The sequence below is a fragment of the Sulfitobacter noctilucicola genome, from assembly GCF_000622385.1.
Taxonomy (GTDB): domain Bacteria; phylum Pseudomonadota; class Alphaproteobacteria; order Rhodobacterales; family Rhodobacteraceae; genus Sulfitobacter; species Sulfitobacter noctilucicola.
In genome coordinates, this window is sequence record NZ_JASD01000001.1 from 51,646 (window position 1) to 77,229 (window position 25,584).

Here is a 25,584-nt window from a genome sequence, read left to right on the forward strand (position 1 = left end):
TCGCCTGATGGATGATTTGGAGGCAAATGCAGGTGAGGGCGCGGACGGTAAGGACCGTAACTTTGTCACGGCACTTGCCCGGGGTCTGGAGGTTTTGCGGTGTTTTCGCGATGGCGAAGTCAGCCTGAGCAACAGTGATTTCTCTGAACGCACCGGTCTGCCCAAGGCGACAGTGTCGCGGCTGACCCATACGCTTTGCGCCCTGGATTATCTTGTGGCTGATCCGCGTGGCGGGACATACCGGTTAAGCGCAGGTGTCCTGCATCTGGGGTTTGGTCTGCTGTCGGGAATGGATATCGGCGACCGTGCGATGCAGGAAATGGAAAAACTGCGTGATGGGCCGAATTCCAGCATCACCGTAGCGCTGGCAGAGCAACATCAACTGGATGCAGTTTATCTCGCGACCTGTGTTTCCTATGAGAGTGTCACGCTGGCCATACGCGTTGGTACAAGGCTGCCAATTTTCCATTCTGCAATTGGTCAGGCGATTCTGATCGGCATGAGCACCGATGCCCGCGAGGCCGTGTTCGATATCGCCGCGCGCCGCGATCCGCAGACCGAGGCGGACGGGCGGGCATGGTACGCGCAGGCGCTTGCGATCTACGAAGAAAAGGGTTTTTGTGTCGGCTACGGAAGTTGGCGCAAGGATGTGAACGGCATTGCCGTACCGGTGTTTTCGCTGGGTGGAAAACGCGTTTTTGGTCTGAATGTCGGGGGGCCGTCCTATCGGGTGAAACCCAAGCAACTGGAAACCGTTTATGGCCCGCGGCTGATAAAGGCTGCAGAAACCCTGAGTATCCGGCCCTTCCAAAAACCATAGCGGCAAGATGTTCCGCACTGCGGAACAACGGCGTGCAGGTGGCCCTTTGAGATTCGCGTAAGACGGGTTGGATTTCCAGAAATATGGATAGCATCGCATTGCCAGAAAAAGGGCGGATACCTGCATAAATTTTGCCCTGTATGTCGCTTTCAAAATGAACAGAAACTTCAATTATTTCAATCAATTCAAGGCTTCATACAAGGCTTTCGGCTGCCGCTTTTTGCGGCAGGGCAATCGGGCCGTGTGCGGGGGGCGGATAGACACTTGGTTGTGACGCAGGGTTACAGAGCGTCTGTGCCCTTGACTTTGACAGGGGGTATGCAACTCTTTCGCTTAGCTAATGACCCTGAACAGATCAATCGGGGCGCAGCTTATCCTAGGGAGGAACACATGAAGAAGATTACCAAACTTGGCGCGGTGTCCGCGCTGTCATTGATCATCGGCGCCACTGCGGCATTTGCCGAAGATATCAAGATTGCGTTTATTGATCCGTTGTCCGGCCCGTTTGCCAGCACGGGTACAAATGGCCTGCACCAGTTCGAACATGCCGTGGATTTCATGGTAAACGACGAAGGTGGCGTTCTGGATGGCCAGACCATGGAAGTTGTCGGTTTTGACAACAAAATCAGCCCCAAAGAATCACTGATCCAGCTTCAGGTCGCGATTGACCAGGGTATCCGTTATATTGTTCAGGGTAACTCCTCTGGTGTTGCGAACGCGCTGACCGAAGCGATCGACAAGCACAACCGCCGCAACCCCGACAGCCGCGTCCTGTTTCTGAACTACGCTGCTGTTGATCCGGCGCTGACCAATGACAAGTGTAACTTCTGGCACTTCCGGTTTGATGCAAACGCAGACATTAAAATGGACGCGCTGACGGATGTCATTGCAGCAGACGACAGCATCAAAAAAGTTTACATCATCGGGCAGGACTATTCGTTTGGTAAGGCTGTATCCGCTGCCGCGAACAAGATGCTGGGTGAAAAATCACCTGACATGGAAATTGTTGGTGACGAACTGCACCCGATCGGCAAAGTTAAGGACTTTACGCCATATGCGCGCAAGGTTGTGGCCTCTGGTGCGGATGCCGTGATCACAGGTAACTGGGGTTCGGACATGCTGGGTCTGGGTAAGTCGATCATCGAAAATGGTTTCGAAGGTCCGATTTACACGTATTATGCGGCCGGTTCCGGTATGACGGCGGCCTTTGGTGACAGCGCCAAGGATCGTATCCGTCTGATCTCTCAGGGTGCCATCAACCCTATTGGTTCTGACCGTGCACGGGACGCATACAATTCGTTCCTTGAGCGTCACCCCGATGGCAACATCGACCAGAGCCGTATCTACAACACAATCGGCATGTTGGCAGAAGCGATCAAAGAAGCCGGTACAGCAGATGATGTTGTCGCCGTGGCGAGTGCGCTGGAAAGCATGGAGTACGAATCCATGTGGGGCGGTAAACTGTTCATGCGTCCACAGGATCACCAGTTGATTCAGGACATGCATATTGGTGTTCACACAGATGAGGACATCGAGTTCCCCTACGACAGCTCGACGTTTGGTGTAAAAACTGAATCGACAATCGAGATGGCGTCTATGGACAGCCCGACAACTTGCGAGATGAAGCGCCCATAAGCGCTTGATCCTGTCCCGCTGCGGTCGTGCCGTGGCGGGACAATTGTCTAATCTGAACACTCACTGCTAACCTTTTGGGGGACCGATGGAACTCATCCTCGTCAATTTGATTGACGGGCTGGTGACGGGATTGCTGCTTTTCATGCTTTCCGCCGGCCTGACGCTTATCTTCTCTATGATGGGCGTGCTGAACTTCGCCCATGCCAGCTTTTATATGCTGGGTGCCTATTTCGCCTATTCCATCAGCCTTGCTGTTGGCTTCTGGATGGGCCTGCTAATTGCACCGCTGATTGTCGGTCTGCTGGGAGCAGGTGTTGAAAGGTACGGGTTAAGACGTGTTCACCAATATGGTCACGTGCCTGAACTGATCTTTACGTTCGGTCTGGCGCTGTTGATCGAAGAATTGGTCCAGTTCATCTGGGGCAAGAACCAGATGCCATATGATGTGCCGGATGTTTTGAACTTCACGGCCTTTGCCATCGCTGGAAACTCCATCCCGGCATATAAGATTTTCATGATCTTTATCTCGGTCAGTATCTTTATTGGCCTGCTTTATATCCTGACCAAAACGCGTGTTGGGATGATCATCCAAGCCGCACTGAGCTATCCGCGGACGGTTGAAGCGCTGGGGCATAATGTGCCGCTGATCTTCATGGGTGTGTTCGGTGTCGGAACAGCGCTGGCCGGTGTGGCGGGCGTGATTGCGGGGCCGGTGCTGGGTACATTCCCGGGCATGGCTTTCGTTCTCGGCTCCATCGTTTTTGTGACAATCGTTATTGGTGGTCTCGGTTCGCTTTGGGGGGCGCTGGTGGCGTCCTTGCTGATCGGCTGGATTACGACATTTGCCAAATCATACAACATCGCGATGTCCGATATTCTGAACGGGATCGGCATCTCGACTCCCGAGAATATGAGCGAACATCCATTGCGGGATTTGTGGACGGTGACCAGCCCTCAGATTGCTGACATCCTGCCCTATATCCTGATGGTGTTGATCCTGATCTTCCGTCCTGCGGGCCTTTTCGGAAAGCGTGAATCATGACCGACGAGATGACCAAAGACCCCAAAGGGCAAATCACAACCGACCCCAGCAAGCCCGCACAGCGGATGCGCGCAGGGTCGATGACCATTACATTGGGTCCGTGGATTATCGCAGGCATTGCGCTGATGCTGATGCCTTTCATCTTCACGTCCAATTCCGCGCTGACAATCATGAACCAGATGTGGATCACGGTGATTTTCGCGCTGGCCTATAACATGTTGCTGGGTCAGGGCGGGATGCTGTCCTTTGGCCATGCGGTTTACATGGGTCTTGGCGGCTTCTTCTGTATGCACATCATGAATTACGTCGAAGACTACGGCGTTGCCTTCCCGTTGCCGCTGCTACCGCTCTTTGGTGGGTTGTTCGGCATGGGGTTTGCGATGCTTATCGGGTCATTCTCGACCTCGGGCGCAGGCACACGCTTTGCGATGATCTCGCTCGGGGTGGGTGAACTGATTGCCGCCTGTTCGGTCATCATCGTCGCCTTCTTTGGCGGTGAGGAAGGTATTTCGGGCGACCGGACCTATGGCCTGCCGTTCTTTGGTGTCGAGTTCCTGAAACAGATCGAAGTCTACTATCTGATTTCCTTCTGGCTGATGTTATCGGCGGCGCTGATGTATCTGTTCTCGCGTACTCCGGTTGGCCGGATGGCCAACGCGGTCCGCGACAACCCCGAGCGCGCGCAGTTCCTTGGATACTCCGCACGATGGGTCCGCTTCTACAGCTTCTGTGCCTCTGGTTTCTTCTGCGGCATCGCGGGTGGTCTGTTCGCCATCAGCTATGAAATCCTGACCGAAGAGAACCTGAACGCGGCTTCATCGGGTGTAATCCTGCTGGTGACCTTCCTTGGTGGTGTGGGCTTCTTCTTTGGCCCCATCATCGGCGCGATTGCCTTTACCCTGCTGCAAACGGTGCTGAGCCTTCAGACAGAGTTGTGGTCGATCTATGCCGGTGCATTGTTCCTTGCTACGGTGATGTTCTTTCCGGGTGGTTTGGCGGGTCTTTTGATGATGCACGTGCCAGCCATCAAGCTGGGTAAGGCGAGCGGATTGATTATGCCGTATATCAAGACACTGATCCCTGCTGCTATTGGTGTCTTGGGCCTATGTGCCTTGATCGAGATGACGTTCCACTACCGTCACGGGGCAACAGGCGACCATGAGATGACGCTGTTCTGGACGACATTCGACAGTCACTCGATCCTGCCCTGGCTGGTTGCCGGACTGATCACAGTGGTGGGCATTGGCATTGCCAAAGTCACCGCCCCAAGCATGAAAGAAGCATGGGATGAAGCGAATACAGCAGGAGGCGGATCATGAGCGCACCAGCACTTGAGCTCACGGGCCTGAAGAAGAGTTTCGGCAAAGCCGAGATCATCCGCGGGATTGATTTGTCCATCGGCAAGGCAGAGCGCCATGCGATCATCGGGCCAAACGGTGCGGGTAAATCCACGCTGTTCAACCTGATCACCGCACGGTTCCCGCCCACGGCTGGCACGGTCAAACTGCATGGTGAGGATCTGGCAGGGCTTGAGCCGTACCAGATTAACCGCAAGGGCCTGTCACGGTCTTTCCAGATCACCAACATCTTTCCCAAGATGAGCGTGTTTGAGAACGTGCGCTGTGCGTTGTTGTGGGCGCAGGGGTACAAGTATTCCTTCTGGAATCTGGTGTCCCGCTCGCGCGGGCTTAATGAAGGGGCGGACGCCATTCTTGAGCAGATCAACCTGTTGGAACGGCGCGATGTCGCGGCTGGGCTGTTGTCTTACGCTGAACAACGCGCGCTTGAGATCGGGATTACCATCGCGGGTGGTGCGGATGTTATCATGCTGGATGAGCCGACGGCCGGCATGAGCCATTCAGAGACCGATTATATCACCGATCTGATCCTCAAGGTAACGGCAGGCAAGACCCTGATCATGGTTGAGCATGACATGGGCGTTGTCTTTGGATTGGCGGACCGGATTTCGGTGCTGGTTTACGGAGAGATCATCGCGACCAATACGCCCGAACTGGTGCGGGCAGATCCCAAGGTTCAAGAAGCCTATCTGGGCGCAGCGCTGGAGGCAGAACATTGATCGAAGTCAACAACATGCACGCCTATTACGGCAAGTCGCACATCCTGCAAGGGGTGACGATGAACGTACAGGAGGGCGAGATTGTCGCGCTTTTGGGGCGCAACGGTGTAGGGCGGTCCACGACCTGCAAGGCGATCATGGGCGAGGTGGAACCGCAGGGTTCGGTCAAGTTCAAAGGCCAGGAGATTTCCGGCAAGAAAGCCTTTGAGATTGCGAACATGGGCATCGGGTATGTGCCGGAAAACCGCGATATCTTTCCGGGTCTGACCACGCGCCAGAACCTGACACTGGGGCTTAAACCCGGTCAAAAGGACGGTGCCGGTCGCTGGTCGATGCAGATGATGTTCGAGATGTTTGAAAACCTTGATCGCCGCGCAGATGTCGAGGCATCGGTGTTGTCGGGCGGGGAACAGCAAATGCTGACCATGTGTCGGACATTGATGGGCGATCCTGACTTTGTGATGATTGACGAGCCGACAGAGGGTCTCTCGCCGCAGATGGTGCAAAAGGTGGCAGAAGTGCTGCAGGCGATTGCGGCCAAGGGGATTTCGACCCTGCTGGTTGAGCAAAAGCTGTCCATCGCCATGGACATCGCGCATCGTGTTTACGTGATGGGCCACGGTCAGGTTGTTTTCGAAGGCACACCGGACGAGCTGAAAGCGCGTGATGACGTGCGGAAGGAATGGCTCGAAGTCTGACACTATACATTCAGGAGAGCGCCGATGAGCAGCTTTGACACGTCCCGTCTTGATCGGATCAAAGGTTGGATGCAGGGGTATGTCGACGCACGGCGCTACCCGGGGTGTTCGGTGCTGGTCGCGCAGGGCGGCAACGAGGTATTCTACCACGATTGCGGCCTGCGGGATGTTGCGGGCGGGCTGCCGTGGCAGCGTGATACGGTTGCGCGCATCTATTCAATGACCAAGCCGATTACATCTGTTGCGCTGATGATCCTGGTCGAGCGGGGGCTGGTGCATCTGGATGCGCCGGTCTCAGACTTTATCCCCGGCTTTGCTGATGCGCGCTGTCTGGTGCCCGATGCGTCCGACCTGAGCCAGACCGAACCCTGTGCCGCACCAACGCTGCACCAGCTCCTGACACATACGTCCGGTGTCAGCTATTCGTTCAATCCCGGTGTGGTGTCGACGGCGATGCGCGAAGGCAAGATGGACTTTGGTCCCGGTCAGCTGACGCTGGCGCAGATGTCTGACAAACTGGCGGAATTGCCGCTTGCGTTCAGGCCGGGCACCCGATGGGAATACTCGGTCGGTATTGATCTGATCGGTCGGGTGATCGAAGTGATCAGCGGCAAACCCTTTGGTACATTCCTTCAAGATGAGATCTTTGATCCGCTCGGAATGGACGAGACGCGATTCATTTTGCCTGAGGGTCTGAAAGATCGCTTTGCCTCGCTATACACACCCTTGGCGGGGGACAGTTTTGATCTCAATGCGAAGGACAAAAGCGAAGAAACGCTGCGCCAGACGGACGGTGTTGAGGGGTCGCCGTACCTGGATACAAAGATGCAATCGGGCGGCGGCGGGCTGGTCGGTACGATTGATGACTATGCCAGGTTCACGGATATGCTGCGGGCGGGGGGCAAGGGTATTCTGTCGCCCCATACGCTCAGCTTTATGATGCGCAACCACTTGCCCGGCGATATCGCGTCGATGGGCCCTGCGAGCTTTGCCGAACAGCCGATGGACGGAATGGGTTTTGGTATCGGCGGTGCCGTGGTGCTGGATCCGGGCCGCGTGCGTGTGCCGGGATCGGTTGGTGACTTTTCCTGGGGTGGTATGGCCTCGACCTTTTTCTGGGTTGATCCGGTGCAGGATCTGTCTGTCATCTTTTTCACCCAGCTTGCACCAAGCAGTTCCTATCCGTCGCGCTCCCAGCTCAAAGCGCTCATTCATGGAGCATTGACGTGACAGCAAAGGTTTTGTGGACGCCGACGCAAGCGCGGTATGATGCATCGACCATGGCCGCGTTCGAGCGGTTTGTGGCAGAAACCCAAAGCAAGACGTTCGAGGATTACAACGGCATGTGGCGTTGGAGCGTTGATGACCTTGAGGGGTTCTGGACGGCGATCTGGGATTTTTTTGATGTGCGTGCCTCTGTCCGCCCGGAAAAGTTGGTGGTCAAGCGCCAGATGCCGGACATGGAATGGGGCACCGGCGGGATGCTCAACTACGCCGAGAATGCGTTAAAGCATGCGCAGACCCGTGGGCCGGACCCTGCGGTTATCGTGCAATCCGAAACCTTTGGCAGGACGGAACTGTCGTGGGACACGCTGCGTGGACAGGTTGCCAGTGTCGCGGCCAAGCTTCGCGACATGGGGGTGGTGCAGGGGGACCGCGTTGTCGCGATCCTGCCGAATACCGAAACCGCCCTGATTGCCATGCTGGCAAGCGCAAGCATCGGGGCTGTCTGGTCTCTTTGTGCGCCGGATATGGGTCATGTGGCCATTCTGGACCGGTTCAAGCAGATCGCGCCAAAAGTGCTGATTGCGCAGGATGGATATGTGCACGGGGGCAAGACCGTTGACCGGCGCGAGGTGCTGGCCGAGATTTTTGCGGGCCTTCCCTCTGTAAAGCAATTCGTGACCCTGCCGGTGACAGGTGATCTGCCTGAGGGGCACGTGTCATGGGATAGTCTGACGGGCGATGATGTCCCTTTTGATCCGGTGCAGGTCCCGTTCGAGCATCCGCTTTGGATCGTCTATTCTTCCGGTACGACCGGCAATCCCAAACCAATTGTACACGGGCATGGCGGGATCATTCTGGAAGCGGCCAAACAGTCGCTGCATCATGATCTGACGGCCAAGGATCGCTTTTGCTGGCTGACGTCGTCAGGCTGGATCATGTGGAACGCGCAATGGATGGCATTGGGGCAGGGGGCGACCGTTGCGATTTTCGATGGCGCACCGAACCATCCTGATATGAGTGTGCTCTGGCGCTTTGTTGCGGATGAGCAGCTGACCTATTTCGGCGCGGGGGCCGCGTTCTTCAGCGGGTGTATGAAAGCGGGTGTGACGCCGCGCGAGGAGGTAGACCTGAGCGCCATGCGGTCGATGGGATCGACGGGATCACCCTTGTCCGGGGATACTTACGACTGGATTTACCGCGATGTGAAAGCGGACCAATGGCTGGCCCCGATTTCCGGCGGGACCGATCTGGCCGGTGCTTTTGTTCTGGGCCACCCCGGTATGGAAGTGCGGGCAGGTGAAATGCAGTGCCGCGCGCTTGGCAATGCGGTGCGGGCGTTTGATGCCCATGGCAAAGAGCTGACAGGAGAGGTAGGCGAACTCGTCTGTACCGAACCCCTGCCATCGATGCCGCTATTTTTCTGGGGTGATACGGACGGCAGCCGCCTGCGCGAAAGCTATTTCGAAGACTATCCCGGTGTCTGGCGCCATGGTGACTGGATCAGCATTGCGGAAGATGGATCAAGCGTGATCTACGGACGGTCTGATGCCACCATCAACCGCAAGGGGCTGCGTCTTGGTTCGGCCGAGATCTATCAAGCCGTTGAAGGGTTGGACACAGTGCTTGATTCACTGGTTGTCGATCTGGAATTTCTGGGGCGCGAAAGCTTTATGCCACTCTTTGTTGTGCCGGCTAAGGGGGTCACAGTGGATGATGCGCTGAAGGATCAGATCAATAGTGCGATCCGTGCGCAGGTGTCTGCACGCTTTGTTCCGAACGAGATTGTGCAGATTGCGGAGGTCCCGCGCACGCTATCAGGTAAGAAGCTTGAAGTTCCGGTGAAAAAGCTGTTGCTTGGCGGTGATCCCGAACGGGTTGTGAACCGTGACAGCATGGCCAACCCCGACAGCTTTGATTTCTTTATCGCCTATGCCAATGCACGGGCCAACGCCTGAGGCACACGCATGACCCATGATATGACCCCTGCAGAAGAGTTGCTGCACCTGCTGGATATCGAGCAGCTTGAGGTCGATCTGTTTCGTGGCATCGGTGGCGGTGGCGAAACGACCATGCGCATTTTTGGCGGGCATGTGATTGCGCAGGCGCTGATGGCGGCGTACCGCACGGTGCCGGACCGCTTGTGCCATTCGTTGCATGCGTATTTCATCCGTCCGGGTGATCCCAAGATTCCGGTGATTTATCAGGTGGACCGCGCCCGTGATGGCGGCAGCTTTACCACCCGCCGTGTTGTTGCAATCCAGCACGGCAAACAGATTTTTAACATGTCCGCATCGTTTCATGTGGCTGAGGACGGCTGGGAATACCAGCATCCCATGAAGGATGTCGGCAGCCCCGAAGACTGGCCCAACCGAAACGATCTGCGGGCGGCCTTTGTAGAAAAGCTCCCGGAGAAATATCGCGCCGATTTCCTGCGGGAACGCCCGATCGAATTGCGCGAGGTTGAGCCGCGCGATTTCTTTGATCCTGACGCGACCAGCGACATCAACCAGCTTTGGTTCCGCATGGAAGCGGCCAAAGGGCAGGACGCGCAGATGCAGCATTGCCTGCTTGCCTATGCGTCCGACATGAACCTGCTGGGATCATCGCTGCGCCCCCACGGGCTTACGTGGTTTCAGGGCAAGGTGATGACGGCAAGCCTTGACCACGCCATGTGGTTCCATGCGCCGATCGAATTTGCGGACTGGCATCTGTATGATCTGGATGCACCATGGACCGGTGGCGGGCGCGGCTTCAATCGGGGGGCGATCTATTCGCAAAGCGGCCAGCTGGTGGCGAGCGTGGCGCAGGAAGGGTTGATGCGTCCGATTGCCCCGAAAGCGAAACCCTGACGCTATCTGAGTTCGCTTAGATGAACGAGCGACGGGACAGTCTTTGAGATGTCGTTCGACTGCCTGCGCAGATTTTTCAGAATTGTGATCGCCGTGGGTGACGTCAGCGCGATGCTGTGATTGGTCCCGTTTGTGCCCAGATTGCTAGCGTCCACGACGGTGATCGGCAAATCGCCCACGGCGCCGCGATCCGTCTCTGACCCAAGCCGGTTTGTCCTACCCGTAAGGAACGCGGAAAGGCGCAGTACTTTGTCTTGTTTGGCGGCGATAATCAGGCTGGGATCGGGCAATTTAGACAGGCGCGCCGCCTGAGTATAGAACAGCTCTCCGTCGATATCGGGCGATACCAGAATGAGGCTCTCCACCTTCGCTGGAATGTCGACACTCCCCGAGATTTCAATCTGGCGCAGGGTTTCCATCAGCAGGAACGTCCCCATTGAATGGCCCATAATAATCAGCTTGCGATCGGGGGATCGGGTCAGCGCGACAATCAGGTCTTCGAGCTGATCGCGGGCAATCAACACGCTGTCGCGGTCATAGAGGTAGCCCGCGGCACGCGCAGCGGAGGGCCATGAGAACAGGACCGGCGGGGAGGGGATCTCAAAATCATGGGCAATCTGTGCCATCTGATACACTGCTTCGCCGTGGGTGTAGTTGTAGCCGTGGACAAAGAGGAACGTGTTGCCGGTTGCGGTAAGATCAGCCGCACGCACTGCATTCGAAAATGCGCCGATGCTCTCGTAATAGGCGGTATCAGCGGTCACGAAGTTTTTTGCAGGTTCGGGTAAGCCCTTTGGCCATTCAATCTGGCCTGTCTGGTGGGTCGGCGGGACCGCGATGCGTTGGCGTTCAAAAGTCATCGCTTTCGGTCGGGGCGGAAGCGTCTGCCCTGCTTCTGGCTCAACCGTGGCGCGGAAGCTCGCCACCCAGATGTCGTGCAGCCGGCTGTCCGGTGCCGGTTCTGCCACAGCAATTACACCGCGCGGCGCACAGGACGCCAGCGTGCAGACGGTAAGAAGGACAAGCAAAAGGCGGACGATCATGCGCATTGATTAGCACAGGACGTCCGCCCGATGACACAGATTTGCGTCATACAGAAAGTCTTGGCTTTACCCAAAGACGAAAAAGCAGATTTTGTTGCCATCAAGGTCGCGGGCATAGGCACCATAAAAACGGTCAGGGATACGTTGTCCGGGTTCGCCGTCGTCGGTTGCGCCAAGTTCCAGCGCGCGTGCGTGCATCTTGTCGACGTCCTCTTTTGTCTCGGCGGTAAAGGCGATCATCGTGCCATTGCCAGGGGTTGGATCACCCTTGTCGTAAGGTTCGCACACGGCGACCATAGGCTGGCCACGGGCAACCGAGATAAAGGCGATGCGGCCATTGTCGATGACGACCTTGCCGCCGTTCGGCTCAAACAGGTTCGCGTAGAATTCTTTGGCGCGTTCCATGTCGCGGACACCGATGGTTACATAGCCGATCATATTGATATTCCTTTAGGTCGAAGCAAAAACAGGCGCGGTAATCGACCCGCCTGTGGTGTGAAATTTGTAGTGACAACTGCGTGTTTTTACAATCATTTCCGACCCGAATGCACAAAGGAGGACGGGTTTCCCCATCCTCCCTGTTCGTCTGGTCCTTCCCGGTACGAGGTAAGAAACCGCTCGGGACCTATGACGTTGTTTAGAAGCCCAGAACCAAGGACACACCAAGGGTGTTGTCAGTGGATTTCAGGCCTGCAACCGGATCTGTATTATAGTCGGTCCGGTAGTTGATGCGTGTGGACAGGTTGTCTGTCACTTTGAAGTTCACACCTGCGTCGTTGGACACGATTGTGTTCAGGTCCGAGCCGAGGATGTCGGTATCATTGGTGAACGATACTGTGTCAGTGATCGCATAGAAGTAACGGGAAGAGGCGATGAAGCCGACTTCTGTTTCAGATACGCCGTTCACGTCTTTGAAGTAACGCACGCCAGGGCCTGCCTGAACACGCCATGTGTGGTTGTCCTTGTTCAGAACGCGGTAACCCGGACCAAAGCCAAGGAATGCGTCTGTTTCAGAGCCGTCCACGGTGACGCCATTGGTGTCTGTCAGCAGTCCGTCATATTGGAAACGTGCGATACCGAAGGCATAGAACGAAGGTGTGAAGTAGCGGCTGCCCTCATAGGTTGCGAAAAACTTCTCTTCGTTTTTCACGCCATTGGATTCGCCGTATTCGATTGCGAAACCGGCAAGGTGGTTCCAGTCGCCGATGCCGTATGTCAGGCGGCCAGCGCCGGACAGCTCACCTGTGTCGGTGTTGCCGGAAGTGCCGGAAGCGGACAGGGCAAAGGAGCCACGCCAGCCTTGTGCGACACCGTTCGGGCCGAAACGCTCTGCGTCGTCGCCGTCTGCGATGTTGTCGTTCACATCATCTGTGATGTCGTCGATTTGATCGTTCAGTGCTTCGATGCCTGTGATTGCATTCTGTGCGAATGCGGGTGCGGCGACCATCAGTGCCAGTACGGAAACTGAGGCGAGTTTAGAAATTGCGTTCATGTTTCACTCTCTCTTCAAGGTGATCCGTCATCCGGTGGGAGTACCGTAGATCGGGAGCATCTCTGCTGAGGACGGATATATGTTACCGTTTCAAATGAGTGAAATTTGAATAAGTCGGGTATAGAATGAGAATTACTCGTTTGTAATTCTTTCGTCACGTACAGGTTCGAAGTTTTCCATAGTTTCCAGCGAATCCGTCACAGGTTTTTGTTCTTTTTCAGCAGCTTGAACGACATCGTTCAAAGTACGCCGGGCCATCTGCGCAAGGTCTTCCGGCATGTCGTCGCGCCAAATGACCCATGCAGGGTATGGAAAACGTGGCGCTTCGGACACGATGTGTAGTTTTCCTGCATCCAGATACCGCTTTGCGGAGCGTGCAGGGACAAATCCGGCGGCGCGGCGGTTCACGATATAATCCATGGCAAGCGATCCAAGCGCCATCGAACGCCCCGAATCCGTAAGCTCCGGCAGCGCAATCGCAAGCGCGTGCGTGAATTCCGGCCCCCAGTCGATCGCGACGTAGCACTCTTTGATATCGAGCGTGGCATCAGGATATGATGCGACAAGGATCAGCTCGTCATCAATTGCAGGTTCAACAATCAGACCGGGGCGCAATTGGGGGGTATAAAGGATGCCGGCTTGTATCACACCTTCGATCAGAAAGCGGGTGATACGGTCGGTCATACCAACCTCGCAATGAACGCTGAGTTCTGGCATCGCGGCTTGCATGGCGTCTATCCAGCGAAAGCCAAGACGCGGCCAAAGGGAATATTGCGCACCGATAGACAGTGCGCGTGAGTATCCTTCGGGAATGGCGATTTGCTGGCGGGCTTCTTCCCAGATTTTCAGAAGGCTCAGGGCGTAGCGTTCAAACTGCCTGCCTTCCGGGGTCAGGATCGCACCCGCTTTGGAGCGGTGAAACAGGGGATGACCAAGGGAATCTTCCAACCGCTGGATGCGCAGGCTGACAGCGGATTGTGTCACGAACAGACGGTCGCAGGCTGCCACGAAGGAGCCGGTATTGGCTACTTCGATGAAGGTTTTGATGAGAGTAATGTCCATGCGGCATCCTAAGAACGCCCCGTTTCAAGGGCAATTCATATTTGTGATGCTCATGGATGAGAGGGGTGGAGGTGGCGACCCCGAAAGGCCGCCAAACGCTCACATCTTTTTGTCACCGAACTGGCGGTTCAGCTTGCGCATGCCACCGATCCAACGGTCGTAGTCGTCGGTTTTATTCTTCATATACTTGCGCACTTCTTCATGTGGCAGAATGAGGAACGTTTCTTCCCGGATCGCCTCAAGACAGATTTGCGCGACGGGTTCAGGCTCCATCATGCCATTGATGGCGGCCACATGATCTTCGTGTCCGCGCGTCATCTCGGTGCGTACCGCTTGTGGGCAAAGCACCGACACCTTGATGCCATCATCGCCATGGGTCAGTGCGATCCATTCGGCCAGACCCACGGCGGCGTGTTTTGTGACACCATAAGATGCCGATCCGATCTGGTTCAGCAGACCAGCCGCAGACGAAGTGTTCAGCAGATAGCCGCCGCCACGTTCCTTCATCAAAGGCACAAGGTGACGCGCCGCCCAGACGTGGGACATCACGTTGATTTCCCATACCCGCTGCCATTCGTCATTGGGTGTGTCCATGCCACCGCCTACGGCGATGCCCGCGTTTGACCAGAACAGGTCAATCGGGCCGATGTCACGTTCAACGCTGTCGATCATCTGGGTGATCTCGGCCTCTTTCGATACATCTACCGTATAGGCGGCACCGCCGACGCTCTCGGCTGTCTCTGCGGCACCTTCACCGTTTACGTCGACGCAGACGACCTGTTTGGCGCCAGCGTCGGCAAAGGCCATGCACAGGGCGCGACCGATTCCGCTTGCGGCACCGGTGACGACACAGATTTTATCTTTGATATCCATCAGATCACGTCCACATGTTGGAGCCGCCACAGACGGTCAAAGCCTGTCCGGTCATGTATTTGCTGGCATCAGAGGCAAGGTAGACGGCAAGCCCTGCAAAATCCTCGGGCTCTCCCAAGCGGCGCAGGGGGATTTCCTCTTTGATGCGTTTTTCAACTTCCGGGTTGTCCCAAAGCTCGCGGGCGAATTCGGTTTTCACCAGACCGGGGCAGATCGCGTTAAAGCGGATGCCTTTGGGTCCGAATTCGGCTGCAAGGTTGCGGCACAGGCCAATCAGCGCCAGCTTTGACATGCCATAGGTGCCCAGCATGACCGAAGGTTTGAAGGCGCCGATAGAAGAAGTGAACGCCATCGACCCTGATCCTTTTTCGATCATATCGGGCGCCACCATCTGTGCCAGCCAGAGGTTGGACAGCACGTTGGCGTTCATGGTTTTCTGATAAGCGTCATCAGGGATTTCCGATGTTTTGCCGTAATAGGGGTTCACGCCTGCATTGCCGATGACAACATCGATGGGGCCGGCCAGCTCGTGCGTCTTGTCGACCAAGGCCTGAAGCTGCTCCTTGTAGCCCACGTTGCAGGACACGCCATAGGCTTTGCCCTTGCCAAGGGCATTGATGCCCTCTGCCGCTTCATCAAGCTGGTCCTGCTTGCGCGCAGAGATGACGACCGTCGCGCCATGCTCTGCCAGAGCGGTAGCCATCGCCAGCCCCATACCCTTGGAGGCGCCGGTCAACAGCGCCACCTTGCCGGTCAGATCAAAGAGCGTGCTCATCCCATGAACCCGCCCGCACCGCGCGCCTGTGTGTCGCCTTTGATGGCGTCCTGACGGGAGTTGCTGTCTTTGTACTGCTGGACTTCGTTACGCGCGATGACGTGGTGGTGCACTTCATCAGGGCCGTCTGCATACCGCAATGTCCGCTGCTGGGCATACATGCCAGACAGGGGCGACCATTGGCTGATACCTGTGGCGCCATGCACCTGCATGGCCTGATCGATAATGTCGCAAACCTGCTCTGGCACTTTCGCTTTGATCATGCTGACCCAGATGCGGGCTTCTTTGTTGCCCAGAACGTCCATTGCTTTGGCGGCTTTCAGAACCAGAAGACGCATGGATTCAATCTCGATCTTAGCACGGGAGATTGTCTCCATGTTCTTGCCCAGATCAACGATCTTTTTGCCAAAGGCCACACGGTTCAGGCCGCGGTCGATCATCAGATCCAGCGCCTTTTCCGCCTGACCGATCGAGCGCATGCAGTGGTGGATACGGCCTGGCCCAAGGCGAACCTGGCTGATTTCAAAACCCTTGCCTTCGCCCCAGAGGATATTGCTTTCCGGTACGCGGACGTTTGTGAACCTGATGTGCATGTGGCCATGTGGCGCGTCATCGTGTCCGAAGACGTGCATTGGCCCGAGGATTTCAACACCAGGCGTGTCCATCGGCACCAGGATCTGGGACTGCTGGCGGAACGCTTCGGCATCGGGCGACGTCTTGACCATCACGATCATGATTTTGCAGCGCGGATCACCGGCACCCGAGATGTAGTATTTCTCGCCGTTCATCACCCACTCGCCGTTTTCCAGCACAGCGGTCATGCCGATGTTCTTGGCATCAGAAGAGGCGCGATCAGGCTCTGTCATGGCGAAAGCGGAGCGGATTTCACCCGCAAGCAGAGGCTTCAGCCATTTGTCTTTTTGTTCCTGCGTACCAATGCGTTCAAGCACTTCCATGTTGCCGGTGTCAGGGGCGGAGCAGTTCAGCGTCTCGGACGCCAGTGGATTTTTGCCCAGCTCGGCGGCGATATAGGCATAATCGAGGTTTGCCAGACCTTCACCGGTTTCGGCGTTGGGCAGAAAGAAGTTCCACAGGCCCGCATCACGCGCTTTCTGCTTGGCTTCATTCATCAGCTCGGTCTGTCTGGGGTGGTGTGACCAGCGGTTTTCGAGGCTTTCGCCCAAGCGGTGGTATTCTTCGGTCATTGGATCCACGTTTTCGCGGATGTGCTTGATTACAGCGTTCAACAGCGGCTTTGCCTTGTCGGACATTTCCAGATTGTTCAGGCTGAGCGGTGAGTTTGTATCGGACATAGTGTGCCTCCTTGGCATGAATTACTTGTTCACCCAGTTGGGTGCGCGTTTCTCGACAAAGGCGTTAACGCCTTCTTTGAAATCTTCGGTTTTGCTGAGGTCTGCGATAACCTCGCGGGAGAAGGCGATGCTGTCCGCGAACCCGTCGCGTGCATACATATCGTTCATCACACGCTTGGTCGCTTTGACGGCGGAAGGGGAAACCGTGCACAGCTGCTCGGCCTTCTCCATCGCTTTTTCCATCAGCTGGTCATGCGGATGCACCTCGTTGACGCAACCCATCTTAAGAGCCTCGTCCGCCATGATTGTGCGACCGGTGTACATCATTTCCTGCGCGGCCAGCCGCCCGATATACCGTGACAGACGCTGCACGCCAGACGCAGCGGCGAAGAAGCCGACCTTGACTTCGGGCAACGCAAACTTGGCGTTCTCGGAGGCGAGGATAATGTCGCAGGACAGAGCCGTTTCAAATCCGCCGCCCATCGCAAAGCCGTTGACGGCCGCGATGATCGGTTTTTCCAGATTGAAGCGCGAGGATAGTCCGGCAAAGCCCATCGGTGTCATGGTGGCGCGTGCACCACCCGCCGCCGTCGCCTTAAGGTCATTCCCTGCTGAGAACGCCTTGTCACCCGCACCGGTCAAAACCGCGACCCACAGATCCTGATCTGCTGCAAAGGCGTCCCAGCAATCGGCCATCTCGTTGTGCATATCCACGTGCACCGCGTTGTAGACATCGGGCCGGTTCATGGTGACGACCAGAATATGGCCCTTCTTCTCGGTTTTGATGAATTCGTAGCTCATACTTTCAGCCCTCCGGTGTCGATTTCTGTGAATTTACCGCCAGATGCGGCCAGTTTGCGCAGGGTCTCTGCCGGAGCAAAGGCAGGGTCATCGGCACCCAGCTTTTCCATGCGATCCAGTACCGCTTGGGCGCCGACCATATCGCCGTAGAACATCGGCCCCCCCTTATCCGCTGGCCAGCCATAGCCGTTGAGCCAGACCACATCGACATCCGACGGGCGCTGCGCTTTGTTCTCTTCGAGGATTTTCACTGCCTCGTTGATCATCGGATAGATGCAGATCTCGATGATCTCTTCCGCGCTCATCGTAGATGGTTCGGCACCGGTGATGTCCTTGATGATGCCAGCGGTTACATCAGACGGGATAGGGCGGCGGTTTTCGTCATAGTCATAGAACCCCGCCTTGGTTTTCTGCCCGCGCCGGTCCAGTTCGCACAGTGCATCGCGGATCGGATTGTCGGTCTTGGCCCCTTTGGACCAGCCGATATCAAGGCCCGCCAGATCGGACATCTGGAAGGGTCCCATTTTAAAACCGAACTGGTTTAATGCTGCGTCCACGTCCCATGGCATTACACCTTGGTAGACCAGTTTGTTGGCCTGAATCTGACGCGCGAACAGGATGCGGTTGCCGACAAAACCGGGGCAGACGCCGACCAGCGCGGCGATCTTGTTGATCGTTTTGGCAAGGTCCATGCAGGTTGCGACAACGTCATCTGCTGTGTGCTTGGCACGCACGATTTCCAGCAATTTCATCACATTCGCGGGAGAGAAAAAGTGCAGGCCGATCACGTCCTCGGGGCGCTTGGTCATCGCGGCGATTTCGTCGATGTTGAGCGCGGAGGTGTTGGTGGCAAGGATCGCACCGGGCTTCATCACGGCGTCAAGCTCGGTGAATATCTTGCGCTTGAGGTCCATGTTTTCAAACACGGCTTCGATGATCAGATCACAGTCGGCCAGATCGGCAATTGCAAGCGTGCCGTGAAAGCGGCCCATGCGCGCCTCGACTTCATCTTGGGGGAAGCGGCCCTTGTCGGACGAGCGCTGATAATTGCCACGCACCACGGCCAACCCACGATCAAGTCCTTCTTGCGAGGTGTCGACGATCTTTACCTCGAAGCCGGCCGTGGCAAAGTTCATCGCGATGCCGCCACCCATGGTGCCCGCACCAATGATGCCGACGGTTTTCACATCGCGGCGGGGCGTATCCTGTGGCAGGTCCGGCACTTCCCATGCGGCCTGTCCGGCAGCGGCAATGTAGGCGCCAATTTCTTCATCAGTCGGGGTATTCATACTTGAGCCTCTTGGTTGTCGAGACAGGCCGTGCGGATCGCGCGTCTGTCGATTTTATCAGTGGTACCGCGGGTCAGCACATCATGCTGCACCCACAGATGCACAGGAATTTTGAATTTGGCGAGGTGGCCATCAAGGAAAGCGGCCATGTCCTGCTGCGTCAGACGGGTGCCATCGCGCAGCTGGACGGCGGCGCCTACGATCTCTCCCAACCGGTCGTCGGGAACGGAGAAGGCAGCCGCTTCGAGCACATCGGGATGCCGGTGCAACGCGCCTTCCACATCGAGACAGGCAATGTTTTCACCGCCGCGGATAATGATGTTTTTCTTGCGGTCCAGAATGGTGACGTATCCTTCGTCATCCAGCACACCCAGATCTCCGGTACGCAGCCAGCCGTCGACGACCGTTTCGGCGGTCGCATCTGGTTTGTTCAGATAGCACCGCATGACCTGCGGTCCTTTGACTGCAATCTCGCCGATCGTGCCGTTGGGCACATCGTTGCCGTGGTCATCCAGCATCCGCAATTCCTGAACGGGAGGATGCAATTTGCCGGCACATTCCGGCCGCGCCTTATAATCGTCGCCGATCATGCCAATGCCAAGCGCGTTCGTCTCTGTCATGCCCCAACCGGTTGCGACACCTGCGTTGGGGAAAGCTTCGGCAAGTTGGGCCACCTGTGCGGCAGGACGCTTTGCGCCGCCGGAACCAAGATAGTCCATCGTGGGCAGCCCTTCGCCCATGCGTTTGGCCGCTTCCATCAATTCGGCAGATTGTGTCGGTACACCCAGAAAGCGCGTGATGCTGTTGTCGCGTATCAACCGCACGGCCTCTTCTGCGTCCCACTTGTGCATCAGGGTAATTTTAGCGCCCGCAGGCAGGCTGAGCAGGAACAGCGGGTGGGTCGCAGTGACGTGAAAGAGCGGCGTCACGACCAGAGCAGAAGGGCGCGGCGCGGCGGGCGCATCCGGGGCAGGGGGATCAATCAGTGGTGCGATGACCGACTGCATGAGCCAGCTGAAAACCGCGTTCACCGCTCCGCGGTGGGTTTGAACCACACCTTTGGGATGGCCCGTCGTGCCTGAGGAATACATGACCGCGAAATCACCATCGGTATCTATAGTGACATCGGGGGCCGTGTCAGAGGCAGCACCATCGCGCAATGTGCTCAGATCAAGCGCGGTCTGGCCTTCGCCATCACGCACGCCGATCAATGTGAGGCCCAATGTTTCCTTGAGCGGCTGCAAACGTTCCATACGGGCACCGTCGGCAAAGACCACTTTGGCCTCGCTGTCGCGCAGGGCATAGTCGAGCTCTTCTGTCGTCCACCATGCATTGACGAAAACAACCACGCCGCCGATGGAAGAAACAGCAAGGACCAACATCAAGAGTTCGGGATAATTGCGCATCGCAATCGCAATGCGGTCCCCCGATTTCATCCCAAGATCGTCGCGCAGGGCATGGCCCAGTCGATAAACCGACGCGGTGAATTCTGCGTAGGTCCAGCTTTCGTTTTCGTATGCGATATATTCCAGCTGGCCGTCGCCGTGCTGTGCCCAACCGGCGGCAAGAAGGCCGGGAACAGTGCCCGGAATATTCTTGAATGCTTTGATGGATACGCCGCGCACCGTGATGTTGTGGACTGCAAAAGTCGGATTGGTGCTGACCACATGTTGCACGGCGGCCTCAGGTGTCATTGCCGTCATTGCGGCACCTCTAATTCGCGCATTGATCCCCTCCCAAGGTCAAACATCGGCACGGTTCCTCCACAAGATGCGCCGACTCTGCTGAGTGAAGACTATGCAGGAAATTTGAACAAGCCAATACCGCAGAACGGAACGTCATTCCGCGAAATCATGCGAAAAACCTGTTGGCAGGCCGGTAGATCAGATGCTTTGACGTATCCCGTCGAGATGAAGTTCAAAGCCGTCCTGAATATGTGCGGTAAAGGCTTCCAGCGCAGCGGCGCGGTCACCTGTGGCGATGACGTCCACCAGTTCGATGTGATTGCCGAGAGATTTGGCAATATCGGCATTTTCGATCGCTGCAAAAAGGTGAAACGCCATGGCGCGACCCCAGATCATATCAAACATTTCGAGCAGAAAGCGATTACCGGCAGCCTCCATAAACGCGCGATGAATGGCGCGGTTGGCGACGAAATAATCACGCGTGCTCGGGTTCTTTAGCGTTTCATGCTTTGTGATCAGTGCGCGTAGATTTTCCAGTTCTGACGGATTTTGGCGTGCAGCGAGGATGCGCGCTGCCTGACCTTCGATAGCGGCCCTCGCCTGATAAAGTTCAAGCGTTTCTTCTTCGCTGATCTTGGCCAGACGGAAGCCGCCCGAATTGGCCAGATGCAGCACGCCCTCTTTCTCAAGGCGCAGCAATGCTTCGCGCACAGGTGTGCGGCTGATGTCCAGCTCGGCGGCCAGCTTCTCTTGGACAAGGCGGTCATCGGGGCCGATTTCGCGGTCCATGATTGCCTTGACCAACTGGTCATATACTTCGTCTGCCAACCGGCGACGTTGGGTGGTGATACTGCGCAGAGCCATAAGTCCTCAGGAATGTATTTTTGAACACTGTATACAGAAATGCAGTAGGCGCAATCAGCCTCTTGCCATAGCCTGAATACTGTATACAGTATCCGAAACATTCACCGAGGGAGAAGCGCATGTGTGGGATTGCAGGGCGGATCTTGAACGCACCGGGAGCTGTGGGGCGTGACCTTGTAGCGCTGATGGCAGCACAGGAACATCGCGGGGCCGACAGCACCGGATTTGCCGTTTACGGCGCACCGATGGACAGCGGGTATGTCCTGCGCGGTATGGGGTTCAACAAAGGCCAGATGGACGCCGATCTGGACCTGTTCCGCGCGACGCTGCGCGAACATGGTGGCGATTTTTTGAGCGATCCCAAGATCATAAGCGACGCCAGCAAGCACTATTGCTTTCGCATGGAGATCAGCGATCCGACTGATCTGGCGGCATGGGTATCAGACGCAGACGAGCTTTCGGGACGGATCGAGATCCAGTCCTGTGGCCGCTCGCTGGAGATCGTCAAGGATATCGGCGGGGCCGAACAGGTCAGCGAAAAACACAAAGTCCACGATATGATTGGCACACACGGGTTGGGCCATGCGCGGCTGGCGACAGAATCAAGCGTGCTGCCCAATGCGTCGCACCCGTTCTGGGCGCGACCTTTCTCGGATGTGGCCATCGTGCATAACGGGCAGATTACCGACTACTATACGCAGCGCGATCATCTGCGGCGGGCGGGCTACCGCTTCCTGACAGAGAACGACAGTGAATTGATCGCGGTCTGGGTGTCTGACCAGATGAAGCAGGGGCTGACGATGGAGCAAGCCTTGCGCAAATCGATCACCTCTATTGATGGCGTCTTTACCTTTATGATCGCGACACCGGACGGGATTGGCTATGCCAAGGACCGCTTTGCCATGAAGCCGTTGGTGGTGATCGAACAGAATGGGGAGCTTGCTGCCGCGACAGAAGAACAGGCGGTGCGCACGGTCTTTACCGATGAATGTGACGTCATCAACCATGATGGCCCAAGCCTTTTCGGCATCTGGGGCGTTGGCAACCGGAGCATGGCGGCATGAGTGAAATCGTTATCGAAGTCGGCAAGCGGCATATCCGCGAGATCAACGAAGAACTGCAAGAGGCCTGCAAGACGGGCAAGCCGATCCGTGTGGTTGATACACTGTCACGGCACAATCTGGGCGTGGGCCTGCCGGATGGGGCCGACATCACCTTTGAAGGGTCGGTCGGATACTACTGCGGCGGACTGAACACCGGTTCGCGGTTGACGATCGAGCGCAACTCCGGCTGGGCAACAGGCGAGGGTATGGCCAAAGGGCATATAGAGGTTGGCGGTCGTGCGGGCATGTCCTGCGGTGCTGCCATGATCGGCGGTACGATCCACGTCAAAGGGGATGCGGGTCCGCGCTGTGGCGTTGCGATGAAGGGTGGCAATATCGTGGTCGAAGGGACCATCGGATACCAGTCCGGTTTCATGGCGCACGCGGGCAAAATCATTGCGTTGGGTGGTGCAGGCGAAAGCTGTGCCGACGCGCTGTGGGAAGGCGAAGTCTGGGTGGCCGGTCCGATTGAAAGCCTTGGCGTGGATGTGAACGTTATTGAGCCCACGGCCGAAGAGGTGGCCGAAGTTGACGCCATTCTGGAGCCGTTGGGATTGGTCGATAGCAGCCGTGACTGGCGCAAAATGGTGTCGGGCCAGCGGCTTTGGTATTTTGAAGCGCGCGATGCAAGTGCGTGGTTGATGATCTGAGAACACGGGTGGGCCGGTGCCCACCTTACGAGTGAGACGTAAGGTGGAGGTCACCTCCACCCCGCAGAGACGGGATATAAGACATGGCAGAAGATAATGACGGCGGACAGGCAGGCATCGTAAACGGGGGTGATATGGATCACGCCAAGATCGACGCGCCTTATGAATACCCTTTTGAAATGGCGTCGGAAGACGAAATCCGGTTTCGTGATGCAGGCGCGGTTGAGGGGCGTCCGGCGGGCGTTCCGTCATCCTACGACGAAGGCGGCTCTACCCGCTGGACTCCTGAAGCGATTTCCGAGGTTCACGCACTGGCGCAACTTGGTCGCTATCAGGTGCGCGGCTACAATACCTTCAACAAGCAACTGCCGACCTTTGACGATCTGACCTTTGTTCCGGCCACGATGACGCGTCTGCCGCTGGAAGGGTACCGCGAGAAATGTGAGACAAAGACAGTCTTGGGTGTCGGCAAGGGGCTGGTCGAAAAGCCGATAGAGCTGGATATCCCGATCTATATTGCCTCTATGTCCTTTGGTGCGCTGTCCGCTTCGGCCAAGGCGTCGCTGGGCCATGGTGCGTCTAAAGTCGGGACAATGACCTGCACCGGCGAAGGCGGGATGCTGGAAGAAGAACGCGCTGCCTCGCAACGCTTGCTCTATCAGATGTCGCCGGCGCGTTATGGCGTGGACCTTGACCATTTGCGCCGTGCTGATGCGCTGGAGTTGGTCGTGGGGCAAGGGGCAAAACCTGGCACAGGCGGGCTTCTGCTTGGGATGAAAGTCTCGCCGCGGGTGTCGAAAATGCGCACGCTGCCTGAAGGTGTCGATCAGCGCTCCACCATCCGCCATCCTGACTTTCTGGGGGCGGACGATCTGGCCGTCAAAATCGAAGAGCTGCGCATCGCCACGAATTATCAGGTGCCGATATTCATCAAAATGGGCGCAACCCGCCCGCGCTTTGACGTTGCTGTTGCTGCGAAAGCAGGCGCTGATGTGGTGGTGGTTGACGGTGCCGAAGGCGGCACCGGCGCGTCGCCCGAATTGCTGCTGAATCATACCGGTATTCCCACAATGTCCGCCATCCGCGCGGCACGTGAGGCGCTGGATGAATGCGGCATGACCGGCAAGGTGCAACTGGTCGCGGCGGGTGGTATCCGCTCCGGTGTGGATGCTGCAAAATGCCTCGCCCTCGGGGCTGATGCGGTGATGATCGGAAACGCTTCGATGATCGCGATGGGCTGCAACTCGCCCCGCTACCTTGAGGATTACGCCGCGCTTGGTACCTCGCCGGGTGCTTGCCACCATTGTCACACGGGCCGTTGCCCTGTCGGCATCGCGACGCAAGACCCCGAGTTGGAAAAACGCATGGATCCTACAGCGGGGGCTGAACGGGTCGCACGATACCTGACGGCTATGACCATGGAGATCACCGCATTGGCGAAGGCGTGCGGCAAATCCTCTGTGCACAACCTTGAGGTTGAAGACCTGCGCGCGCTGAGCCTGCAAGCGTCCGCGTTTACCGGGGTGAAGATGGCGGGAATCGACCGCGCCTATGACTGGTGAGGATTGCTGTTCTCGATCTGTGTGTCTGGTTGCCGGAATATCAAAGCGATCAGGCAAAGTTCGGGGCTTTGCTTGCGGCATGGGCTTCGCGTGATCTGCCTGAGGCCGATTTTACAGTAGTTGATGTTGTTCAGGGTGCACCGCTTCCGCCACCGGACGACTATGACGGTTACATCATATCAGGGTCTGACAAGGGCGTTTACGACGATACGCCATGGATGCAGCCACTGCGCGACTGGTTGATTGATGCACGCGACGCAGGAAAACCGATGTTCGGTGTTTGCTTCGGGCATCAGATCATGGCGGATGTCTTTGGTGGCAAAGCCGAAAAGATTGGTGCTGCCGAAGTCGGCGTGCGTGCTTTTGATATCGACGGGCAGAAAGTCACCGGACACGTGTGGCATCAGGATCAGGTCACGGAAATCCCGCCGGGTGCAACGGTGATTGGCAAAGCAGACTACTGCCCCGTTGCTGCACTGGCGTATGATTTTCCTGCGATGTCGGTACAGTTTCACCCTGAATACGCGCCCGACTATGTCTCGACATTCCTGCGCCGCAGCAGGGGTAAGGTGCTGTCCGAAGAGGTGACAGACAAGGCTGTGGCCGAGCTTGATGCGAGTGATGTATCGGCTGATTTGTTTGCCAAACAGGTCGGGGAATTCTTTCGCGGTGCAATTCCCACGTAGACCCGCGCTCGAATGTGATCCAGATCAAGGACACGTCG

The 25,584-nt window shown here is 56.9% G+C and carries 24 protein-coding genes; 13 read left to right on the plus strand and 11 right to left on the minus strand.

Features of this window, described 5'->3' with window-relative positions; genetic code table 11:
* Positions 1-7 precede the first annotated feature (7 nt).
* The 9 genes from Z946_RS0100275 to Z946_RS0100315 all read left to right on the plus strand — a co-directional run bounded on the left by Z946_RS0100275 (position 8) and on the right by Z946_RS0100315 (position 10,348).
* Entirely contained in the window at positions 8-820 is an 813-nt protein-coding gene (locus Z946_RS0100275) for an IclR family transcriptional regulator (protein WP_174416541.1), read from the plus strand.
* 390 nt (positions 821-1,210) lie between these two features.
* Positions 1,211-2,455, plus strand: a complete 1,245-nt coding sequence (locus tag Z946_RS0100280; RefSeq protein ID WP_025053750.1) for a branched-chain amino acid ABC transporter substrate-binding protein — start codon at positions 1,211-1,213, stop codon at positions 2,453-2,455.
* A gap of 85 nt (positions 2,456-2,540) precedes the next feature.
* A complete protein-coding gene (locus Z946_RS0100285) occupies positions 2,541-3,497 on the plus strand; it encodes a branched-chain amino acid ABC transporter permease (protein WP_025053751.1) in 957 nt (318 codons plus the stop codon).
* Positions 3,494-4,816 carry a branched-chain amino acid ABC transporter permease gene (locus Z946_RS0100290; RefSeq protein ID WP_025053752.1) on the plus strand — a complete coding sequence of 441 codons (1,323 nt, stop codon included), beginning with the start codon at positions 3,494-3,496 and terminating at the stop codon, positions 4,814-4,816. Before Z946_RS0100285 ends, Z946_RS0100290 begins: the two co-directional genes overlap by 4 nt.
* Positions 4,813-5,574, plus strand: coding sequence for an ABC transporter ATP-binding protein (locus Z946_RS0100295; RefSeq protein ID WP_025053753.1), 762 nt, complete (start codon positions 4,813-4,815; stop codon positions 5,572-5,574). The genes Z946_RS0100290 and Z946_RS0100295 overlap by 4 nt, the downstream gene beginning before the upstream one ends.
* Positions 5,575-5,588: 14 nt before the next feature.
* Positions 5,589-6,272: an ABC transporter ATP-binding protein gene (locus Z946_RS0100300; protein WP_081780740.1), complete on the plus strand. Its 684-nt coding sequence runs from the start codon at positions 5,589-5,591 to the stop codon at positions 6,270-6,272.
* A 24-nt stretch (positions 6,273-6,296) separates the two neighbouring features.
* Positions 6,297-7,502: a serine hydrolase domain-containing protein gene (locus Z946_RS0100305; RefSeq protein WP_025053755.1), complete on the plus strand. Its 1,206-nt coding sequence runs from the start codon at positions 6,297-6,299 to the stop codon at positions 7,500-7,502.
* A complete protein-coding gene (locus tag Z946_RS0100310) occupies positions 7,499-9,454 on the plus strand; it encodes an acetoacetate--CoA ligase (protein WP_025053756.1) in 1,956 nt (651 codons plus the stop codon). The genes Z946_RS0100305 and Z946_RS0100310 overlap by 4 nt, the downstream gene beginning before the upstream one ends.
* Before the next feature lie 21 nt (positions 9,455-9,475).
* Positions 9,476-10,348 carry an acyl-CoA thioesterase gene (locus Z946_RS0100315; RefSeq protein WP_025053757.1) on the plus strand — a complete coding sequence of 291 codons (873 nt, stop codon included), beginning with the start codon at positions 9,476-9,478 and terminating at the stop codon, positions 10,346-10,348.
* Between the two features lie 2 nt (positions 10,349-10,350).
* On the opposite strand, the gene Z946_RS0100320 is transcribed toward Z946_RS0100315, so the two are convergent.
* The 11 genes from Z946_RS0100320 to Z946_RS20925 form a co-directional block, all read right to left on the minus strand.
* The gene (locus Z946_RS0100320) at positions 10,351-11,397 is read right to left on the minus strand and encodes an alpha/beta hydrolase (protein ID WP_025053758.1); all 1,047 of its coding nucleotides are present in this window, start codon (positions 11,395-11,397) and stop codon (positions 10,351-10,353) included.
* A 60-nt stretch (positions 11,398-11,457) separates the two neighbouring features.
* Positions 11,458-11,829 carry a VOC family protein gene (locus Z946_RS0100325; RefSeq protein WP_025053759.1) on the minus strand — a complete coding sequence of 124 codons (372 nt, stop codon included), beginning with the start codon at positions 11,827-11,829 and terminating at the stop codon, positions 11,458-11,460.
* A 199-nt stretch (positions 11,830-12,028) separates the two neighbouring features.
* Positions 12,029-12,883 (minus strand): DUF481 domain-containing protein, encoded by an 855-nt coding sequence (locus Z946_RS0100330; RefSeq protein WP_025053760.1) that lies wholly within the window; start codon positions 12,881-12,883, stop codon positions 12,029-12,031.
* Between the two features lie 132 nt (positions 12,884-13,015).
* A complete protein-coding gene (locus Z946_RS0100335) occupies positions 13,016-13,945 on the minus strand; it encodes a LysR family transcriptional regulator (RefSeq protein WP_025053761.1) in 930 nt (309 codons plus the stop codon).
* A gap of 99 nt (positions 13,946-14,044) precedes the next feature.
* Positions 14,045-14,818 (minus strand): SDR family oxidoreductase, encoded by a 774-nt coding sequence (locus tag Z946_RS0100340; protein ID WP_025053762.1) that lies wholly within the window; start codon positions 14,816-14,818, stop codon positions 14,045-14,047.
* Between the two features lie 4 nt (positions 14,819-14,822).
* Positions 14,823-15,593 carry an SDR family NAD(P)-dependent oxidoreductase gene (locus Z946_RS0100345; protein WP_025053763.1) on the minus strand — a complete coding sequence of 257 codons (771 nt, stop codon included), beginning with the start codon at positions 15,591-15,593 and terminating at the stop codon, positions 14,823-14,825.
* The gene (locus tag Z946_RS0100350) at positions 15,590-16,906 is read right to left on the minus strand and encodes an acyl-CoA dehydrogenase family protein (protein WP_037968941.1); all 1,317 of its coding nucleotides are present in this window, start codon (positions 16,904-16,906) and stop codon (positions 15,590-15,592) included. Before Z946_RS0100350 ends, Z946_RS0100345 begins: the two co-directional genes overlap by 4 nt.
* A 21-nt stretch (positions 16,907-16,927) precedes the next feature.
* Positions 16,928-17,707 (minus strand): enoyl-CoA hydratase-related protein, encoded by a 780-nt coding sequence (locus tag Z946_RS0100355; RefSeq protein ID WP_025053765.1) that lies wholly within the window; start codon positions 17,705-17,707, stop codon positions 16,928-16,930.
* The gene (locus Z946_RS0100360; RefSeq protein WP_025053766.1) at positions 17,704-18,996 is read right to left on the minus strand and encodes a 3-hydroxyacyl-CoA dehydrogenase; all 1,293 of its coding nucleotides are present in this window, start codon (positions 18,994-18,996) and stop codon (positions 17,704-17,706) included. Before Z946_RS0100360 ends, Z946_RS0100355 begins: the two co-directional genes overlap by 4 nt.
* Entirely contained in the window at positions 18,993-20,699 is a 1,707-nt protein-coding gene (locus Z946_RS0100365) for a class I adenylate-forming enzyme family protein (RefSeq protein ID WP_037968942.1), read from the minus strand. The genes Z946_RS0100360 and Z946_RS0100365 overlap by 4 nt, the downstream gene beginning before the upstream one ends.
* Positions 20,700-20,879: 180 nt before the next feature.
* Positions 20,880-21,545 (minus strand): GntR family transcriptional regulator, encoded by a 666-nt coding sequence (locus Z946_RS20925; protein ID WP_025053768.1) that lies wholly within the window; start codon positions 21,543-21,545, stop codon positions 20,880-20,882.
* 119 nt (positions 21,546-21,664) lie between these two features.
* On the opposite strand from Z946_RS20925, the gene Z946_RS0100375 reads away from it, so the two are divergent.
* The 4 genes from Z946_RS0100375 to Z946_RS20255 all read left to right on the plus strand — a co-directional run bounded on the left by Z946_RS0100375 (position 21,665) and on the right by Z946_RS20255 (position 25,546).
* Positions 21,665-22,609 (plus strand): class II glutamine amidotransferase domain-containing protein, encoded by a 945-nt coding sequence (locus Z946_RS0100375; protein WP_025053769.1) that lies wholly within the window; start codon positions 21,665-21,667, stop codon positions 22,607-22,609.
* Positions 22,606-23,298 carry a GltB/FmdC/FwdC-like GXGXG domain-containing protein gene (locus tag Z946_RS0100380; RefSeq protein ID WP_025053770.1) on the plus strand — a complete coding sequence of 231 codons (693 nt, stop codon included), beginning with the start codon at positions 22,606-22,608 and terminating at the stop codon, positions 23,296-23,298. The genes Z946_RS0100375 and Z946_RS0100380 overlap by 4 nt, the downstream gene beginning before the upstream one ends.
* 83 nt (positions 23,299-23,381) lie before the next feature.
* Positions 23,382-24,860 carry an FMN-binding glutamate synthase family protein gene (locus tag Z946_RS0100385; protein ID WP_025053771.1) on the plus strand — a complete coding sequence of 493 codons (1,479 nt, stop codon included), beginning with the start codon at positions 23,382-23,384 and terminating at the stop codon, positions 24,858-24,860.
* Positions 24,857-25,546 carry a type 1 glutamine amidotransferase gene (locus tag Z946_RS20255; RefSeq protein ID WP_025053772.1) on the plus strand — a complete coding sequence of 230 codons (690 nt, stop codon included), beginning with the start codon at positions 24,857-24,859 and terminating at the stop codon, positions 25,544-25,546. Before Z946_RS0100385 ends, Z946_RS20255 begins: the two co-directional genes overlap by 4 nt.
* Positions 25,547-25,584: the final 38 nt, after the last annotated feature.

Coding starts and splice junctions, on each gene's coding strand:
- Z946_RS0100275 (WP_174416541.1), top strand. CDS start 8: ATGGATGATTTGGAGGCAAATGCAGGTGAGGGCGCGGACGGTAAGGAC.
- Z946_RS0100280 (WP_025053750.1), top strand. CDS start 1,211: ATGAAGAAGATTACCAAACTTGGCGCGGTGTCCGCGCTGTCATTGATC.
- Z946_RS0100285 (WP_025053751.1), top strand. CDS start 2,541: ATGGAACTCATCCTCGTCAATTTGATTGACGGGCTGGTGACGGGATTG.
- Z946_RS0100290 (WP_025053752.1), top strand. CDS start 3,494: ATGACCGACGAGATGACCAAAGACCCCAAAGGGCAAATCACAACCGAC.
- Z946_RS0100295 (WP_025053753.1), top strand. CDS start 4,813: ATGAGCGCACCAGCACTTGAGCTCACGGGCCTGAAGAAGAGTTTCGGC.
- Z946_RS0100300 (WP_081780740.1), top strand. CDS start 5,589: ATGCACGCCTATTACGGCAAGTCGCACATCCTGCAAGGGGTGACGATG.
- Z946_RS0100305 (WP_025053755.1), top strand. CDS start 6,297: ATGAGCAGCTTTGACACGTCCCGTCTTGATCGGATCAAAGGTTGGATG.
- Z946_RS0100315 (WP_025053757.1), top strand. CDS start 9,476: ATGACCCCTGCAGAAGAGTTGCTGCACCTGCTGGATATCGAGCAGCTT.
- Z946_RS0100320 (WP_025053758.1), bottom strand. CDS start 11,397: ATGCGCATGATCGTCCGCCTTTTGCTTGTCCTTCTTACCGTCTGCACG.
- Z946_RS0100325 (WP_025053759.1), bottom strand. CDS start 11,829: ATGATCGGCTATGTAACCATCGGTGTCCGCGACATGGAACGCGCCAAA.
- Z946_RS0100330 (WP_025053760.1), bottom strand. CDS start 12,883: ATGAACGCAATTTCTAAACTCGCCTCAGTTTCCGTACTGGCACTGATG.
- Z946_RS0100335 (WP_025053761.1), bottom strand. CDS start 13,945: ATGGACATTACTCTCATCAAAACCTTCATCGAAGTAGCCAATACCGGC.
- Z946_RS0100340 (WP_025053762.1), bottom strand. CDS start 14,818: ATGGATATCAAAGATAAAATCTGTGTCGTCACCGGTGCCGCAAGCGGA.
- Z946_RS0100345 (WP_025053763.1), bottom strand. CDS start 15,593: ATGAGCACGCTCTTTGATCTGACCGGCAAGGTGGCGCTGTTGACCGGC.
- Z946_RS0100350 (WP_037968941.1), bottom strand. CDS start 16,906: ATGTCCGATACAAACTCACCGCTCAGCCTGAACAATCTGGAAATGTCC.
- Z946_RS0100355 (WP_025053765.1), bottom strand. CDS start 17,707: ATGAGCTACGAATTCATCAAAACCGAGAAGAAGGGCCATATTCTGGTC.
- Z946_RS0100360 (WP_025053766.1), bottom strand. CDS start 18,996: ATGAATACCCCGACTGATGAAGAAATTGGCGCCTACATTGCCGCTGCC.
- Z946_RS0100365 (WP_037968942.1), bottom strand. CDS start 20,699: ATGACGGCAATGACACCTGAGGCCGCCGTGCAACATGTGGTCAGCACC.
- Z946_RS20925 (WP_025053768.1), bottom strand. CDS start 21,545: ATGGCTCTGCGCAGTATCACCACCCAACGTCGCCGGTTGGCAGACGAA.
- Z946_RS0100375 (WP_025053769.1), top strand. CDS start 21,665: ATGTGTGGGATTGCAGGGCGGATCTTGAACGCACCGGGAGCTGTGGGG.
- Z946_RS0100380 (WP_025053770.1), top strand. CDS start 22,606: ATGAGTGAAATCGTTATCGAAGTCGGCAAGCGGCATATCCGCGAGATC.
- Z946_RS0100385 (WP_025053771.1), top strand. CDS start 23,382: ATGGCAGAAGATAATGACGGCGGACAGGCAGGCATCGTAAACGGGGGT.